Origin of the sequence: Limosilactobacillus difficilis (assembly GCF_947387495.1) — a bacterium.
In the GTDB taxonomy this organism is placed as follows: Bacteria; Bacillota; Bacilli; order Lactobacillales; family Lactobacillaceae; genus Limosilactobacillus; species Limosilactobacillus difficilis.
In genome coordinates this window covers 1-16,735 of the sequence record NZ_CANDNU010000036.1, presented here as the reverse complement: position 1 = coordinate 16,735, position 16,735 = coordinate 1, and the positions used below count along the sequence as shown (strand labels likewise).

16 protein-coding genes and 1 other annotated feature are annotated in these 16,735 nt (G+C 49.9%); of the genes, 9 read left to right on the top strand and 7 right to left on the bottom strand.

The window, feature by feature from the left end; translation table 11 throughout:
• On the top strand, positions 1-95 hold a 95-nt coding region (locus tag QOR82_RS07015; RefSeq protein ID WP_283584069.1), incomplete at its 5' end, for a zinc ribbon domain-containing protein.
• 70 nt (positions 96-165) lie between these two features.
• Here QOR82_RS07015 and QOR82_RS07010 read toward each other — a convergent pair.
• Complete coding sequence (locus QOR82_RS07010) at positions 166-885, bottom strand: dihydrofolate reductase family protein (RefSeq protein ID WP_283584066.1); 720 nt, start codon at positions 883-885, stop codon at positions 166-168.
• A 183-nt stretch (positions 886-1,068) separates the two neighbouring features.
• Positions 1,069-2,259, bottom strand: coding sequence for an aminotransferase-like domain-containing protein (locus QOR82_RS07005; protein WP_408612934.1), 1,191 nt, complete (start codon positions 2,257-2,259; stop codon positions 1,069-1,071).
• Between the two features lie 218 nt (positions 2,260-2,477).
• Positions 2,478-2,718 (top strand) — a binding site (T-box leader).
• Between the two features lie 70 nt (positions 2,719-2,788).
• Between QOR82_RS07005 and QOR82_RS07000 the strand changes: the two genes are divergently transcribed.
• Positions 2,789-3,742 (top strand): ketopantoate reductase family protein, encoded by a 954-nt coding sequence (locus tag QOR82_RS07000; RefSeq protein WP_283584065.1) that lies wholly within the window; start codon positions 2,789-2,791, stop codon positions 3,740-3,742.
• A 79-nt stretch (positions 3,743-3,821) separates the two neighbouring features.
• Here the strand turns inward: QOR82_RS07000 and trpS are convergent, their stop codons facing one another.
• The 3 genes from trpS to QOR82_RS06985 all read right to left on the bottom strand — a co-directional run bounded on the left by trpS (position 3,822) and on the right by QOR82_RS06985 (position 7,828).
• Positions 3,822-4,853 (bottom strand): tryptophan--tRNA ligase, encoded by a 1,032-nt coding sequence (gene trpS / locus QOR82_RS06995; protein WP_283584064.1) that lies wholly within the window; start codon positions 4,851-4,853, stop codon positions 3,822-3,824.
• Positions 4,854-5,104: 251 nt separating this feature from the next.
• Positions 5,105-6,412, bottom strand: a complete 1,308-nt coding sequence (serS, locus tag QOR82_RS06990; protein ID WP_283584063.1) for a serine--tRNA ligase — start codon at positions 6,410-6,412, stop codon at positions 5,105-5,107.
• A 279-nt stretch (positions 6,413-6,691) separates the two neighbouring features.
• Positions 6,692-7,828, bottom strand: a complete 1,137-nt coding sequence (locus QOR82_RS06985) for an ArgE/DapE family deacylase (protein ID WP_283584062.1) — start codon at positions 7,826-7,828, stop codon at positions 6,692-6,694.
• Between the two features lie 270 nt (positions 7,829-8,098).
• Here QOR82_RS06985 and QOR82_RS06980 point away from each other — a divergent pair, with 270 nt between their 5' ends.
• The 5 genes from QOR82_RS06980 to dltD are packed head-to-tail and all read left to right on the top strand — an operon-like array spanning position 8,099 to position 12,583.
• Positions 8,099-8,239 (top strand): teichoic acid D-Ala incorporation-associated protein DltX, encoded by a 141-nt coding sequence (locus QOR82_RS06980; RefSeq protein ID WP_283584061.1) that lies wholly within the window; start codon positions 8,099-8,101, stop codon positions 8,237-8,239.
• 30 nt (positions 8,240-8,269) lie between these two features.
• Positions 8,270-9,805, top strand: coding sequence for a D-alanine--poly(phosphoribitol) ligase subunit DltA (gene dltA, locus QOR82_RS06975; RefSeq protein WP_283584060.1), 1,536 nt, complete (start codon positions 8,270-8,272; stop codon positions 9,803-9,805).
• Positions 9,805-11,028, top strand: coding sequence for a D-alanyl-lipoteichoic acid biosynthesis protein DltB (gene dltB / locus QOR82_RS06970; protein ID WP_283584059.1), 1,224 nt, complete (start codon positions 9,805-9,807; stop codon positions 11,026-11,028). The genes dltA and dltB overlap by 1 nt, the downstream gene beginning before the upstream one ends.
• Before the next feature lie 30 nt (positions 11,029-11,058).
• Positions 11,059-11,298: a D-alanine--poly(phosphoribitol) ligase subunit DltC gene (dltC, locus tag QOR82_RS06965; RefSeq protein WP_283584058.1), complete on the top strand. Its 240-nt coding sequence runs from the start codon at positions 11,059-11,061 to the stop codon at positions 11,296-11,298.
• Positions 11,291-12,583 (top strand): D-alanyl-lipoteichoic acid biosynthesis protein DltD, encoded by a 1,293-nt coding sequence (gene dltD / locus QOR82_RS06960; protein WP_283584057.1) that lies wholly within the window; start codon positions 11,291-11,293, stop codon positions 12,581-12,583. Before dltC ends, dltD begins: the two co-directional genes overlap by 8 nt.
• Before the next feature lie 89 nt (positions 12,584-12,672).
• Here the strand turns inward: dltD and QOR82_RS06955 are convergent, their stop codons facing one another.
• Entirely contained in the window at positions 12,673-14,001 is a 1,329-nt protein-coding gene (locus tag QOR82_RS06955) for an NAD(P)H-dependent oxidoreductase (protein WP_283584056.1), read from the bottom strand.
• On the bottom strand, positions 13,994-14,560 hold the full coding sequence (locus tag QOR82_RS06950) for an NADPH-dependent FMN reductase (RefSeq protein WP_408612933.1): 567 nt from the start codon (positions 14,558-14,560) through the stop codon (positions 13,994-13,996). Before QOR82_RS06950 ends, QOR82_RS06955 begins: the two co-directional genes overlap by 8 nt.
• A gap of 88 nt (positions 14,561-14,648) precedes the next feature.
• Here QOR82_RS06950 and rlmD point away from each other — a divergent pair, with 88 nt between their 5' ends.
• Both rlmD and QOR82_RS06940 read left to right on the top strand, forming a co-directional pair.
• Positions 14,649-16,058 carry a 23S rRNA (uracil(1939)-C(5))-methyltransferase RlmD gene (gene rlmD / locus QOR82_RS06945; RefSeq protein ID WP_283584067.1) on the top strand — a complete coding sequence of 470 codons (1,410 nt, stop codon included), beginning with the start codon at positions 14,649-14,651 and terminating at the stop codon, positions 16,056-16,058.
• 74 nt (positions 16,059-16,132) lie between these two features.
• Complete coding sequence (locus QOR82_RS06940; RefSeq protein ID WP_283584054.1) at positions 16,133-16,606, top strand: hypothetical protein; 474 nt, start codon at positions 16,133-16,135, stop codon at positions 16,604-16,606.
• Positions 16,607-16,735 lie beyond the last annotated feature (129 nt).

Here is a 16,735-nt window from a genome sequence, read left to right as displayed (position 1 = left end):
GTGAATGGACTTGCCCTAAATGTGGTATCCATCACGATCGGGATATTAATGCGGCAGTTAATATCTTGCATAAAGGATTGAAAGCCGTTGGCTAGGGACTAGCCATGGCAAATAGCGAAGTTCTGTAAGTTAGGTATCAGGAACACCTGTGTAATACCCTAAATACTACTTCGTGTTCCCAGAAGCTCGGTCATTCATGGTCGAGTAGTTCACAAAGATCAGGTACACGCCACCATCAGCCAGTTTCTTAACCCGGTCAACCTTAAAGGTATCGTTCACATAGGTCTCCATCGTATCAAAAGCTGATTTGATACTGTTGTCACCATTGACGTGTGGCGACAGTACCAGTGGGATCTCGTCGACCAAGTGGGCTTTCAAAAAGGCTCCATCGATGGCCGCACCACCGCAAAGAGCGAGGTTATCAATATGAAAATACTTCTTCAGCTTTCCGAGGACCGCTGCCAAGTCAAATTCACGCTCGCCACTAATAATGTAGGGAATTGTCAGCGAACGCAGAAAAGCTAGGTATTCCTTAGGTGCTTGCTTGGTGACAACCTCCACAGCGTGCATTTGATGGCCATTGTATTCAAAATAGTTCTGTTCCCAGCCATCACGACCCCGACGGTCAAAGGCAATCGACCAGGTAGCGGATTGCAGGTTGGGGATCCAGTCCTGGTAGTCAATTCCCGCCGTTGAATACTTACTCAAATCCAATTTGCCTGGTGCTGCGTACATTTGAATGGTCTGCCGGCCATTACCGTCCGCGTTGCTCAGCCGAAAAAGCTCGTCAGAATAGTAGGCGCTTGAAATATCACTAGCCCGGGGGCCATCAATTTTACCGTCAATTGAAACGTACATATGAACGATGACTTTCGCACGATCCATAATCCTGCCTCCTCAAAACATATTAACAATTCTAATATACAAAGCAGAGGTGATTATGTGAAATGCCTATTATTACTGTTCAGTCATTTAAGTCTCGCATAGATGTTGATTCGTTTACCAAAAAAAGCGCCGGGTGAAATTTAGTAATTTCACCCAACGCTATTTCCCGGGAAATATCATCAATTATTTATCCGCAACAACCTTCTTCAGAGTGTCACCTAAACGCTTGAGGCCTTCTTCAATTTTGTCTTCTTCCATATTGGAGTAGTTCAACCGGAAAGCACCCGGCTCGGCTTGGCCGGCGAAGAATGGATCACCCGGCACGAAGGCAACGTTATTCTTCAGGCATTCCTTGAAGACCGCAACCGTGTCATCTACCCCTGGCACTTCGACCCAGAGAAACATCCCACCTTCTGGATTGGTATATTTGACAGATGATGGGAAGTATTTCTTCATCCCTTCGATCATCAACTGTTTACGTTTGCCATAAAGGTCGCTGATCTCCTTAACATGGGCATCAACGTCGTTATGCTTGAAGAATTCCACAACCGCATACTGAGCCAGATTGTCCGTATGCAGGTCAGCAGACTGCTTCAACACGGTCAGCTTGTCGACAACCTCCTTTGGCGCAACAACCCAGCCCAAACGGAAGCCCGGTGCCAGGGTCTTGGAGAAGGTGCTCATGTAGAAGACATGACCATCTTTGTCAAAGGACTTCACTGCCGGAACGTGTTGACCCGCAAAGCGGATTTCACCATAAGGGTTGTCCTCCAGTACCGTTACGTCATACTGGGAAGCCAATTCTGCCAATTTTTGCCGACGCTCGGCTGGCATCGTGCGGCCGGTCGGGTTTTGGAAGTTAGGGACTGTGTAGATTAACTTAGCCTGCGGGTTCGCCTTGAGGGCCGCTTCCAGAGCGTCCATTCGCATCCCGTCATCGTCCATCGCAACCGACACAAAGCGAGCCCCGTAAGACTTGAAGACGTCCAGGGCACAGAGGTAGGTTGGTTGTTCAACCAAAACAACATCGCCAGGATCCACCAGTGCCTTGCCGACCAGGTCCAACACTTGTTCGGAACCAGTCGTAACCAAGACATTGTCGACCTCACCATGAACGTTTTCTTTTTCCTGAACGTGCTTCAGGATGAGCTGGCGCAAGGCCGTCACCCCTTTGGCGGCGCCGTATTGCATCACTTCTTGCCCGTGTTCGTCAAAGGCGGCGTCGACCGCAGCCTTCATCTCACGGACCGGGAACAGTTCTGGTGCTGGCAGCCCACCCGCAAAAGAAATGATCTTCGGGTCAGCCGCCGCTTTCAGGATAGCGCCTACCGCATCCGTGCCATCTGCTGGAACTCGTTTTGAAAATTGAACCATCATGATCACTCCTTTTGTGGTTTCTCAGTAAAATTTAATTTTTCGATGGTCCTAGCATACCGCAATAATTTAAGATTGTGAAGTCTTTCTTAGCTTTGACTTTTTTTAATTAACTTTTCTTCCATATACGACTGATTTCAAGAAAATTTTTTGACAAATTTGCCATTGACATTTCGCTTAAGGGCGTGTAAATTATAACGCAATTAGAATAATATTATAAAAATACGTTGAAAAAGAAGAGTAGCCGGTTCGTCGCTAGCAGAGAGTCCTCGTTTGGTGGAAGAGGATAAGCGACCACCCGTGAAAATCACTTTGAGTACCAGGATGAAGTTAGTAATCCGCGGTGGGAGCAGTCCATTATCGCTGTCGTGTTTAAGCCTAGTCGCTTGAACATTGTAAGGTCAGTGATGTGAATTGCTGGCGAATTCAAGGGTGGTACCACGCCAAGGCGTCCCTCAGCTAAGTCGTTTAGCTGGGGGACTTTTTATTTTCAACGCTTTTTATAAAACCATATAAGGAGTGGATTGATATGAAATTTACAGTTGTTGGTGCCGGTGCAATGGGCTTACGTTTCGGGGTATTACTGCAAGAAGCTGGCAACCAAGTCGACTTTGTTGAAGGTTGGCAGCCCCATTATGACAAGATGAAGGAACAAGGTGGCGTTTACGTGACCCGTGAACACCAGAATAAGCACTTGGTTCCCGTCAACGTCTACACCCCGGAAGAATACCAGGCAACTGACGCCGATTTCGTCTTTTTCGAACTGAAACAGATGCAACTCACTGACATGCTCAAGCGCTGTCAGCATTTCTTTAAAGATCAATACTGCTTGACGGCGATGAACGGTATGGGCCACGTGGAAAAACTGCTCCAGTACTTCCCAAAGGAAAAGGTTGTGGCCGGAACCGCCCTGGTCGCTACAATCCTGACTGGCCCTGGCGAAGTTGAATTTGTGGGGCAACCCGGTGCCGGAACAACCAACTGGGCCAACTATACCGAACAGCCTGATGACAAGACCAAAGAATTGATGGCTGAACTGAAAAAGGCTAACTTCAATCCATCTCTGAAAACTAACTTTATGGGCACCCTGATGGCCAAAGTCGTCTTCAACTCCGTCGTCAACACCCTCTGCACGATGTTTGAAATCACGATGGGCGAATACGCCTCCTTTGACAAAGCCAACGAAATGTCACGACAATTGATCGACGAAGCCTACGACGTCTGCGAACGTGCCGGGGTACAACTGGTCAACACCAGGGAAGAAGAACTGGCAAGCGTCAACCATGTTTCCCTCGTCAGCAACCCCCACCACTATCCGTCGATGTATCAGGACATGAGCCACAACCGGCCCGTCGAAGTTGATTACATCAACGGCTACTTCGTTCGTCTGGGGCGGAAGTACCATTACGAAGCCGCTACGCATAACATGGTCACTAACCTGGTGCACCTGGCCGAAAAAACACGGTCTGCCCGGACCAAGTAGGACAACCCCTCAGCCATCAACAAAACGACACCACGGGAAGCCGGTCGCTTTCCCGCGGTGTCGTTGTTTGTTAACGGTCTTATTTCTTTGCTAAATCGTCGAAGTAGTTCAGGCCCATTGCCGCTTTGACTTCTTTGAGCGTCTGGTTAGCCACGGCGTTAGCCCGCTGACTGCCCTCCTGGAGCATCCGGTACACGGCCGGCATATCCTGGGCGTATTCAGCACGTCGTTCCCGAATCGGGGCTAGTTCCTTGTTCAACACTTCGAACAAGTACTTTTTAATCTTGACGTCACCCAGGCCGCCGCGACGGTAGTGATCTTTGAGTTCAACGACCTTATCCTTATCCGGATCAAAGATGTCCAGGTAAGTAAAGACGATGTTGCCTTCAACCTGGCCAGGATCGTCCACGTGAATGTGGTTCGGGTCAGTATAGATTGACATGACCTTCTTATAGAGAGTTTTCTCATCGTCACTGAGATAGATGGTGTTGCCCAGTGACTTGCTCATCTTAGCGTTGCCATCGAGGCCCGGCAAGCGGCCCTGACCTTTCGGTGGAAAGACCCCTTCTGGCTCAACCAAAACGTCACAATGATAGGTAGAATTAAAACTGCGGACAAGTTCCCGTGCCTGTTCAAGCATCGGCTCCTGGTCATCCCCAACCGGAACGACGTTAGCCTTAAAGGCAGTGATATCAGCCGTCTGGCTCACCGGATAAGTAAAGAAACCGGCTGGAATCGAGCGACCAAACTGCTTCTGCTGGATTTCGGCCTTAACGGTCGGGTTCCGTTCCAGCCGGGAGACCGTCACCAGGTTCAGGTAGTACATGTTCAGTTCAGACAGGGCCGGAATTTGGGATTGCACATAGATCGTGCACTTCTTTGGATCCAGGCCGACAGCCAGGTAGTCTAGGGCCACCTGGGCCAGGCTGTTTTGAATCTTTTCGGGATCGTGGGCATTGTCGGTCAGAGCTTGCTGGTCGGCGATCATGACGTAGAGATCATAGTCCCTGCTATTTTGCATCTTCACCCGTTCTTTTAATGAACCGATGTAGTGGCCAATGTGCAATTTGCCGGTTGGCCGGTCCCCTGTTAAGGCAACTTTCTTTGTCATCGTAATTCTTCCTTTCTATATAAGTACAAAAAAGCCCCACTTTCCGAAGAAAGTAGGACGATTTAACCGCGGTGCCACCTACGTTACAGGCTAGGCCTGTCGCTCGAGCTTATCTTAAATTGAACTTGACGGTTCCATTTCGCTTGGCGCAGGTGCTTTCAGCCTTGACACCCTCTCTGTTGTTGCTTCACTACTAGCGCACCGTTAATATATTTCCATTTTATGCCATCGCGGCAATTTTGCAACCAATACTAGTCCTTAGTCTGCTTGTTCATTGGTACCGCATTTTCTTTGGTGATCTTCTTGATTCCGTGCATATATGGTACCAAAACGTCTGGAATTGTCACGCTGCCATCAGCATTCTGGTAGTTTTCCAGAATGGCAGCCACACAACGACCGACGGCCAGTCCCGAACCATTCAGGGTATGGACATACTGCAGCTTGCCGTTTTCGTCACGGTAAGTGGTGTGCATCCGCCGAGCTTGGAAGTCCAGGCAGTTGGAACAACTGGAAATTTCCCGGTACTTGTGTTGAGCTGGGAACCAAACTTCGATGTCGTGGGTTTCGGCAGAAGTGAAGCTGGCATCCCCCGTTGACAGGGTGATGACGTGGTATGACAGGCCCAGCTTCTGCAGGATTTCTTCCCCATCCTTAGTCAGCTTTTCCAGTTCGTCCCACGAAGTTTCAGGCTTGACGTACTTAACCATTTCGACTTTGTTGAACTGGTGCATCCGAATCAGCCCCCGGGTGTCACGACCAGCGGCACCGGCTTCAGACCGGAAACAAGGGGTAAGGGCGGTGACGTATACTGGCAACTTTTTTTCCGGAATGATGTCGCCGCGGTAGTAGTTAGTCAACGGTACTTCGGCAGTTGGAATCAGAGTCATATCCTCGCCGTTAACCTGGTAAACACCCTTCTTGAACTTCGGGAATTGGCCGGTCCCATACATGGAGGCTGCGTTGACGATGTAAGGCGGCAGCACTTCGGTGTAGCCTTCCTTCATGTGTTCGTCCAGCATGAAGTTGTAGACGGCCCGTTCCAGCTGAGCTCCCAGGCCCAGGTAGTAAACGAAACGTGCACCGGAAACCTTCCGGGCCCGGTCGAAGTCCAGAATCCCGAGGTTTTCCCCGACGTCCCAGTGGTTCAATGGTTCAAAGTCGTATTCTGGAATCTTACCAACTTTGTATTCTTCGCGGTTGTATGAGTCGTCTGGACCAACCGGAACCCCGTCGCGAGGAACGTTTGGCAGACGCAGCATCTTATCTTCGAAGACCTTGTCGTTTTCTTCGGTCTCTTCGTCCAGCTTGTTAATCTCTTCGCCAACCTTACGCATCTCAGCGATTGCGTCGTCAGCTGACTGGCCGTTCCGCTTGGCCTCCCCGATCTTTTTGGAAGCAGCATTCCGCTTAGCCTTTAGATTCTCGGCCTTCTGCAAGAGATCCCGCCGCTTAGCATCGAGTGCTAAAACCTCGTCAATTTCTTCGGGCTTGATCCCCCGCGTACCAAGTTTTTGCTTAAAGAAGTCAGGGTCACGACGAATTTTCTTAATATCCAGCATGAATCATACCTCCATAATAAAAGAGCCATTTCATCCTAAAAATTTTGGGACGAAATGGCTCTGGTTCCGCGGTACCACCCAAGTTTGTCGTAGAAGACGACACCCTTTAAGCATGGATAACGGCCATCACCGTGCGGCATTACCCGCCCACATTTCTTGACGCCGGAGTTTCGGTGCCTGACTCTCACCAGCCGTCAGGTCTCTGCACACCTACTTGAAACGTCACGTGTTTTTAATTTCTTTATCATTTTAGCTCATTTGATGTTCGGAATCAATCTGCTAGGCGAGGAAGTTTTGGATTACATTTTCGTAGGTCTGGTTGACCGCCAGATAATTATTGATATCAACGTATTCGTCCACCTGGTGAGCCATCTGCCACTCCCCCGCCCCCAGCAATAGCATTGGGCACTGGACGTCCAAAATGTAGTTGGAAGCATCACTCGCCCCGTGAATAACCTCAAAAGACGCCGGCTGACCAAAAGCCTTTTGCCGGGACGTTGCTACTAGCTTGGCAAAGGCGCCGTGGGGGTCGTTAGCGACTGGCTGAAAACTAAACTGAACCGTCAGCTCCAATTTCATTGCCGCATCTTGGTTTAAACGATCAACAGCCCGCTGGATCCGGGCAATGCACTCGTCGTTATCACATTCTGGAATCGGCCGAATATTGCCCTGGACTTCGGCATAGTCTGGAATAATATTTAATTGACTACCGCCCCGAAAAACATTGACGCTGTGGACGACCGGCCCGAGGACGGGGCTCACCTTGGCCCCAGTAAAGGCGTCCTGTTCCGCCGCGAAAAAGCGGGCCAAGTTTGCTACTGCATTGATCCCCTTCTCCGGCATCGAACTATGAACGCTCTTACCATAAGACTTGATCGTATAACCGATTGAGCCATTGTTGGCGTAGACGATGTTGCCACCCGTCGGTTCTCCGACGATGATCGCATCCGCATCATGGACCAGGCCCTGCTTTGTCAGCTGCAGGGAGCCCATCGCCCCGAGTTCTTCACCCACCGTCCCGAGAAAACGCAGAGTGCCCTTCTTGGGATAGCCGGCTTCTTTCATCTCGATCAAGGCAATTGCCATCGCCGCTAGCCCCGATTTCATATCTGCCGCCCCGCGGCCGTAGATCTTACCGTCAACTTCCTCCGCGCCAAGTGGGTCATGGGTCCAATTCGTTTGGTCAAAAGCAACCGTATCCAAGTGACCGGCCAAAACGAGAACTGGTCCCGGCTGGTTCGCTTTAATTTCGGCCACAATATTAGATCGATCATGTGCATATTCCACCAGTCGACTGGCAATTCCGTATTGGCGGAAAAGGCGCTGCAAATATTGGGCCGCTTGGGCTTCATGGTCATTAGCGGTCTCGATGCGAATCAAATCCTTCACAATTTCAACTTTGCTTTGCTGGTCCATTATGGCATCACCCTCATTGCTTTATTATTTATTTCTCATTTTAATCCTTCTAACGGAAATTGCTAGCACCTCATAAAATTATTTTGAAATCGGTTACTGGTTTCTACTCTAGTGCGGCCCGTGAATAAAGGGTGTATAATTCTTTTGTTTCAATCCTTAACCCAGCAATTTTTATATTTTTCTAAAATGAGATTACCTTTTCTTAAAGAGTCGTTCTCCTAAATTGCTGTATACTAAGGAAGAATCTTAGCAGAAATGGAGGTAAGGGTGATGTTTTCTCGCTTAAAAGAGCACCCGACGGCCAAGTTTTGGCTAACTACCCTGCTGTACTTCGTTATTCTGATGTTAGTTGTTTACATGTATGGTTACTTTGGTGCTGGTCAGGCGCCATTCATCTATAACGAATTCTAAGTCCATTAATTGATATGGAGGATAGAGATAGTGATTACAGATATTGTTAAATCCATCGATGCACAGGCGCAAAAGCACCTGAAGACCGTCTTCTTTGACGAGATGGGTGAGACACATACTTATCAAGAGCTGTTGGATTGTTCTAATTCTTTAGCAGCTTGGTTAGATGACAAAAAAATCGTTCCCGCCAAGGGTCCGATTATGTTTTACGGCGACCACCAGTTTGAAATAGTCACTGGCTTTGTCGGAGCTGTAAAAGCTGGTCACGCCTACATTCCGGTCGAAACGGGTTCGGCACTGCCTCGCATGCAGTCCATTATCAACACCGCTCATCCCCGCCTAGTCATCGCAATTGATGACTTCCCGGTCGACAAGCTGGATTACGACGGGGCCGTGATCAATAAGTTTGAGTTGCAACAGATTTTTGCCCAAAAGAGTTCCTACACCCCTGATCATGAGGTGCTGGGGGATGATCCTTTCTACATCTTGTTCACGTCCGGAACGACTGGCTCGCCGAAGGGAGTGCCAATCAGCCACACCAACATCTGCAGCTTTGCTAACTGGATGCGCGGCGATGACTTCAACATTCCGGCCGAACAGGTTTACCTGGGACAAACCCCGTTCTCCTTTGACGTCTCCCATATGTACTGGCTAAACGCCGTTCTGTCAGGTGGGACGATTAAGGCGATCCCACTGAAGGTCGTCCAAAACTTTGGTCAGCTCTTCAAGATTTTGCCGAATCTTGGTATCAACGTATTTGTCGGCACGCCATCCTTTGGGGAAATGCTGCTGCTCAGCCCAGACTTCAACGAAACGAAGATGCCTGATCTCAAATACTTCCTCTTCTGTGGGGAAGAACTAACCCCATCAACGGTCAAACGCCTCTTCCAGCGCTTCCCGAAGGCCCATATCTTTAATACTTATGGTCCAACCGAGGCCGCGGTGGCAATCACCAGTTGCGAAATCACCAAGGACATGGCCAAAAACCTTAAACGGCTGCCGATTGGCTACGACAAACCGGGTGTCACCACTTCGATTTGGAAGGACGGCAAGGAAGTCACCACCCCAGGTGAACATGGGGAAATCATCATTGCCGGGGACAGTGTTGCCCCTCACGGCTACCTCAACAACCCTGCCAAAACAGCCAAAAACTTCTTCAAACTCAACGGGGTCCAAGCCTACCGGACCGGGGATGCCGGCTTCATCGCTAAAGATGGGTCACGCCACATCATCGGCCGGATGGACTTCCAGATCAAATTGCACGGCTTCCGGGTAGAACTCGACGAAGTTCGTTCCAGTCTGGAAATGAGCCAGTACATCAAGCAAGCCGTGGCGGTACCGAAGTACAACCGCAACCACCAGGCCACGCACTTGATTGCCTACGTCATCGCCCAACCGAATGACTTTGCAAGCGAGCGAGAGTTAACCCAAGCAATCCGGGCCAGCCTGAAAGACAAAATCATGGACTACATGATGCCAACCCAGTTTGTTTACGTGGATTCCTTCCCAACTTCCGCTAATGGCAAGATCGCGGTCAAGCAAATGATTGCGGAGGCTAACAAATAATGGTTAATTGGATTTCATCACTGCCCAATATGTCGGCATACGGCACCCCAACGTACTTCATCTACCTATTGATTGCCATTTTGCCGCTGGGGATTGGCCTTTACTTCGGTAAACGTTTCAGCTGGTATGAAGCGCTGATCAGCCTGGTCTTCCTGTTTCTCATGTTTGACGGCAGCAACACCACCCAGATGTTATCGCTGATCGTTTACGTGATCTATCAGACCTGCCTGGTGATGTGGTACTACCACTACCGCCAACAAAAAAATGCCAGCGGGGTCTTCTACCTGCTCGTCTTCTTGTCGCTACTGCCGATTATTATCGTCAAATTCACTCCGGCCATGGTTGGCCACAATTCGCTCCTCGGTTTCCTGGGTATTTCCTACCTGACCTTCCGGGCCGCCGGAACGATTATCGAAACCCGTGACGGCGCTGTCAAAGAGCTCAATTGGTGGAAGTTCATCCGTTTCATGGTCTTCATGCCGACCATCACTTCCGGGCCAATCGACCGTTACCGGCGCTTTTCCAAAGACTACCGCCAAGTACCGAGTCGGGAAAAGTACCTCCAACTAGTCGAAAAGGGGATCAAATACCTCTTTATCGGTTTCTTGTATAAGTTCATCATCGACTACTTCTTTGCCCAGCGTTGGCTGCCGTTCGCCGAACGAATGGCACTTTCGCAGGGCCACCACCTTTCCTGGTGGGTCGTCGCCGTCGCTTATCTTTACTCCTGTGATCTCTACTTCGACTTTGCCGGCTATTCCCTCTTTGCCGTCGCAATCAGTTACTTCATGGGTGTTGAGACCCCAATGAACTTCAACCTGCCTTTCCTTTCCAAGAACATCAAAGAGTTCTGGAATCGTTGGCACATGAGCCTGTCCTTCTGGTTCCGTGATTACATTTTCATGCGTTTTGTTTTCACTGCAACCAAGAAGCACTGGTTTAAGAACCGGAACGTGCTATCGTCAGTCGCCTACATGATCAATATGATCACAATGGGTTTCTGGCACGGGGTAACGTGGTACTATATCTTATATGGTTGCCTGCACGGTCTGGCCCTTGTAGTTGACGACGCATGGCTCCGCTACAAGCGAAAGAACCTGAAGGGCTTAAAGAGTACGGCCCTGACACAAAACGTCGCCCGTTTTATCACCTTTAACTTCGTTGTCTTTTCATTCTTAATTTTCTCTGGCTTCCTCAACACATTATTCTTTGGTGGCCACTAGAATTAAATTCAAAATTGGAGGAATCAAACAATGCAAGAAAAAATCGAACAACTTTTAGCAGATGCAACTGGTCGTGACGCTAGTGATTTTTCTGACACCAGCGAAGACATCTTCGCCAACGGTCTGATTGACTCGATGGCTACGGTCTCCTTCCTGCTGTCACTGCAAGACGAATACGGCATCCAAGTCCCGGTTTCTGAATTTGACCGGAGCCAATGGAGTACGGTTGACAAGATTGCTGAGCGGGTAAAGGAGCTCCAAAATGACTAATCGTCAACGACTGTGGCGAATCTTCGGCCCAGTCATTGTTGCCTGCCTGTTAGTGGTCGTGGTCCTGGCCATCCCATGGCACAGCCACCATTCACAGCGCACCCTGCAGAAGGCGGCGGTATCCATCAGCCCGACGGTTTTTAAAAACCGGTCGATCAAAGTGCAGGCAATGTCCGATCACAAAGTTAAGTACGTCCCTTTCTTTGGTTCTAGTGAATTAAACCGGATGGACCGCTTCCACCCTTCTGTCATGGCCGCTCGTTACCATAACTACCGGCCATTCCTCTTTGGGGCGCGGGGCACCCAATCACTGCCGCAATTGTTCAATATGAACATGATGCAGGCCCAGATGAAGAACAAGAAGGCGGTCTTTATCATCAGTCCCCAGTGGTTTGTCAAACAAGGAGTCCTGCCGGATGCCTTCAAGTATTACAATGGCACTTATGCCAACTTACTGTGGCTGAAGCAGGCTAATCCGAAGTCCAAGTACGACCGCTACACGGCTAAGCGCTTGGTCAAGCTGTTGGGTGATAACGGCTCCGTTGGTAGCTACAGCCAAAAAATCGCCGCTGGCAAGCCCCTTAGCAAGTGGGACCGGCATTGGATCAACTTTAAGCTCGGCATTTTGCGGAACGAAGACAACCTCTTCTCCGGTCTTGCCATTAACAGCAATTACCAGCGTCGAATCCAACCACGGATTCACCAGTTGCCAAAGTTCTACAATTACGCTGACCTCCAAGCCAGTGCTTCCCGTGACGCACGTCGACAAACAACTAACAACAACTTCCACGTGCTGAACCGCTTCTACAACTCCCGGATCCGGCAGGCGAAGGGCTTGCGCAACTCGCAAAAGCACTTCTCCTACCTCCGTTCACCAGAATACGGCGACCTGGAAGTGGTCCTGAATCAAATGGCTAAAACTCACACCAACGTGATCTTCATGATCACGCCGGTCAATGCCTGGTGGGAAAAATACACGGGCCTGTCGATGCCGATGTACTACCACACAGCTGATAAGATCAAATACCAGTTACGCTCACAAGGCTTCAACAACATCCTCGACTACTCCCACCGTGGGGATGAACCAGGCTTCATGCAGGATACAATCCATATTGGCTGGAAAGGCTGGGTCGACTTCGACCACTCCGTTGCTCCGTTCATCGAACACAAGCAACCACAACCGCATTACCATATGGATTCGGCTTTCCTGTCGAAGAAGTGGCGTAATCTGAAACCAACGAAGAAGAACTTGCAAAACTTTCAACAAACTGAATTGAACCATTAAGCTGGTTCTACAGCCAATAAGAAACCCCTTGGAGAAGGGCTCAATAAGCCATCTTCAAGGGGTTTTGTGTATGATTAACATGTATTAATTTAGTCTTGATGGTCGCTGTCCGAATCCAGCTGAGCGTCATCTTGAGCATCATCAGCTGCGGCTTCATCATCGTCGGCAACATAACCGCCTTCGGATGCGCCGGTGTCGCCATCGCTTTCGCTGGCCCCGGTATCACCATCAGTGCCGGTTTCAGAGGCACCGGTCGATGAATCTGACGCGCCCGTTGCTGCATCATCCGCAGCGTTGTCGCTATTCTCTTCAGAAGCACCCGTCGATGAATCGGCACCGCCTTCAGAGGCACCGGTACTGCTGTCAGAGGCACCCGTTGCCGCATCAGCAGAACCACCCAGACTTGGGGAAGAAATCATCCCTGTCGGTTGACCCCACGTGCCACGATTGTAGAGATCGATAATTGAATCAACATTCTGGGTAATTTCCAAAGTGCCGAGGTAGTGGCCATCCACGTCCTGCACGGCGACGTAAAGATTATAAATCTTGTGACCATTCTTCACGAAGGCCCGCGGAACGTAATCGGCTTTTCCTTCACGTAAGCTGTCGATCACCTGCATCGCCTTTTCCCGAGCCATCGGCGGGTGACAGTCACTAACGGGGTGGTTCAGTTGGTTCACGTTCCGTGCGTTAACTTGGTGGCCCTCATGGTTGTACCAAACAAAGGTATCCTCGGCATCCACAAAGTTCAGGTCAAAAGGCATTACTTCCAGCATCTGTTGGACTTCGGTCAGTGACATCCGTCCTGTCGGGAAATTGACATAGGCCGTGTCCACAAATGGTTTTTTACTAGCCATAGCTAGATCCTCCTTCGTTCTCTTCTTGATCATCGTCGCGTAATCAACGAATTCCATAAAGCATTTTTCCAAGTTGGCCAAGTCGTCAGTGTCCGTCAGACGTCCCTGCGAATCGAAGACCTTCATCGCGTTGCCGATCAGGACTTCGTTGCCTGGCAACACACAAGCGTTGCAGTCAGGAGCCATCAATGTTTGCCGCATCTGGACTTGAGCGCGGGAAGAAGCCTGTTTGCCATAGGAAACGCCGACCACCATTGCGGGCTTATGATCTAAAACACTGCAGTGATAGGTCAGCCATTCGATGACATTCTTCAAAGCTGACGGAATCGCATGGTCGTATTCAGGGGTCGAAAAGACCACCCCATCCGCTGCTTGGAGTTTCTGTTTCAGCTGCCAGACCTCAGTATTTTCTTCCGCATCGATCGCGAAAGCCGGCAGGTTTTTGATTTCAACAATCTCCAGTTGCGCCGCATAACGGAAATGGTGCTTCATGAAGTAAAGAAGCTTTCGGTTATATGACAAGTGAGCGTTAGTACCCACAACTGCCGCCAATTTAAGCATCCGCTTGGCCTCCCTTCACTTGGTTAACCGTTTTGGCATAAGCCAAAAATTCGTGATAACACTTCTCCAGGAACTTAACGGTACCTTCATCCATCAAATTACCCTGGTCATCAAAGGCATTCCGAACATCCCCCAGGAAAAATTCCTCGTCCTGAAAGACCTCCGCTTGCACTCCCGGCGACAATAGGATATCGCGTAGATGAATCTGGGCCCGAGCTCCACCCTGGGCGTGCGTCGAAGCCCCAATTAAAAAGACCGGCTTGCCCGTCAACGGGTGGACGTCGCTCGACAACCACTCTAAAAGACTTTTCAGCGACGAAGTTAAAGAGTGATTATATTCTGCCGCTGCGATAATTACCGCATCCGCCGCAGCAATTGCCTCGCCAATCTCTTTGACGCTCTCCGGCAGGGGATCATCCTCCGAAAACATCGGCAAGCCCCGCGTGCTGATGACCCGAATGTCATCATCAGCAAAATGCTGCTGCATGAATTCTAATAGGCGTTTGTTATATGAATGTGGGGAACTGGACCCCGCAATAGCAACAATGTTCACGCTCATCATCCTCCGTTGATTTAAAACACACTACAATAATTATACACGGGTTGTGCTAGAATAGGGTCACCATTGTAGGAACGGAGAAATGATTATGGAAGCTCATCACCACAAGTATCAAAAGAGTCATCAAACGACACCCGCCGTCGCACAAGTGGGTGATCGCATTCCCCTTACCATCCGCAAACTGGGGGTCAACGGCCAGGGGATTGGTTACTTCAAACACAAGGTTTGTTTTGTTCCCGGAGCCCTACCTGGCGAAATCGTTGTCGCCCAGGTCAGCCAAGTCCACCCCCACTACCTCACGGCAAGCTTGCACCGAATTCGCCGGCAGAGTCACCACCGGGTTGCGCCGCGGGATGATTACGCCAACGTCGCCGGCGGTTTCGAGCTTGAATGCCTTGCCTACCCCGAGCAATTGAAATTCAAGCGTCAGGTGGTGTGGGACGCACTTCGCAAATTCCGGCCGCGGGGATATCGGCAATACGATGTACGGCCAACCATCGCAGCCGACCCCCAATACGGCTACCGCAACAAAGCCCAGTTCCAGGTGCGGATGATCGATGGTCACGTCGCAGCGGGGCTTTACAAGAGTCAGAGCCACGATCTGATCGACATGCCAACCTGTCAAGTGCAGATGCCCGGCACGATGAAGGTGGTTCGGACCCTCGTTAAATTAATTGAACAACTGAACATCCCAGTTTACGACGAAAGCAACCACAGCGGCATCATTAAAACCCTGGTGGTTCGTGAATCACTGGCCAACAAAGACTGCCAGTTGACCATCATCACGAACACCCCCAAATTGATCCACAAACACAAGCTTCTGGCGGCAATTCAGGACCAACTGCCCGAAGTTCGTTCGGTGATGCAAAACGTCAATCCTGGCGACACCCCGCTTATCTGGGGTGAAGAAACAATTCACCTGGCTGGTGAAACTTATCTGACCGAATCGCTGATGGGCCTGGACTTCCGCCTGTCCGCCCGTTCTTTCTTGCAGTTAAACCCCTTCCAAACCGAACGCCTCTATGAAGAGGCAGCCAAGGCTTTGCAACTGACTGCTGGCGATGTCCTCGTTGATGCCTATGCAGGTGTTGGGACCATTGGCTTGTCCCTCGCGCGTCGGGTCCGACAAGTTTACGGGATGGAAACCATCGCGGCGGCCGTGGACGATGCCAACACTAATGCCAAGCTCAACGGTATCGACAACGCTCTTTATCAAACGGGAAAGACCGAAGACCTGCTGCCAGCTTGGCAAGCTAATGACCGGCATTTCAACGCCCTCGTGGTTGACCCGCCCCGGACTGGTTTAGACCGGCACCTAATTGATGCCATTCTCAAATCTCGACCGGCCAAGCTGGCTTACGTGTCATGTGACATGGCCACCCTTGCCCGCAATCTCAGCCGACTAAGTCAGACTTACCGGGTGGACTACATTCAGCCCATCGACATGATGCCACAAACGCCTCGTTGCGAAGCCGTCGTAAAACTTTCCCTTCGCTAACGCTGATCATTAGGGCAGCGGCCCTAACTATGTTAAAATTAAAATTGTCAATAATAGGAGGTGCCGCATTCCCAATGCAAAATCCCTTTAACAATATGAACGGTCAGAATGACAATGACCCCAATAACCTCTTTAACCAACTGCCCGTCCCACCAAATTACGCAAAGGTGCAAAACCAAAACGGCGAAATTCGAATCGCCAAGGTCGGTATTTCGTGGACTACTTTTCTGTTTGGCCCGTTGCCGGCTGCCTTTCGGGGCGACTGGTACAATTTCTTCTTGATGTTGGTCTGGGATGTTATCTATGTCATCACGGCACGTTTATTTAGTCTCAGTTGGATGCTGTCTTTCCCGTGGCCGTCCGTTATCCTCACCTTCTTCTACAACATGATGTACTTCCGCCATCTGCTTGGCGGTCGTGGCTTTTTTGCCTCAGACAGCCGTTCTGAACAGTTACTGGCGCGGGCTAAATACCTGCCCCGCAATTACCAGCGACGTTATTCCGATGATGATAACGACGATAATAATAACAATAACTTTTTCTTATAAAACAAAGGGTTCTTGACGATCGTTTCCGATTGGTCAAGAACCCTTGTTTTAGTGGCTCTTTGTCAATCGGTACTGATGATAAATTTTGGGAAAACTAGGCTATGCTACTAATGGCATTGGTCTAGTTTT